The sequence below is a fragment of the Paenibacillus soyae genome (assembly GCF_024623455.1).
Lineage (GTDB): Bacteria > Bacillota > Bacilli > Paenibacillales > Paenibacillaceae > Pristimantibacillus > Pristimantibacillus soyae.
This window is the reverse complement of record NZ_JANIPJ010000107.1, coordinates 1-255: the sequence shown is the minus strand read 5'-3', so window position 1 is coordinate 255 and position 255 is coordinate 1. Positions and strand designations below refer to the sequence as shown.

The following is a 255-nucleotide window of genomic DNA, read 5'->3' as shown; positions in this document are numbered from 1 at the left end:
TACAATACGCAGTCTATACAACGAATTCGATTGAGCGCATGAACAAAGAATTACGCAAACGCCTCAAGCCCATGAATAGCCTGACAAACATTGAATCCGCCGAGAAGATCATCTACCTGCAAGCAACGGACTACAACGAGAAATGGTTCGGCAGAGCGATTCGTGGTTTTGCAGATCCGAGAACAAAGGCTGCCTTTGAAGAAATGTTTATGGCAAGGTACGGTCCACTGCGGACGAAAGAAGAAACGTAAGACG

The 255-nt window shown here is 46.3% G+C and carries 1 protein-coding gene; it reads left to right on the top strand.

Going from position 1 to position 255, the window contains the following annotated elements; translation table 11 throughout:
- Positions 1-251: transposase (locus NQZ67_RS30970; protein ID WP_257453193.1), on the top strand; the 251-nt coding region annotated here is incomplete at its 5' end.
- Between the last annotated feature and the right edge of the window lie 4 nt (positions 252-255).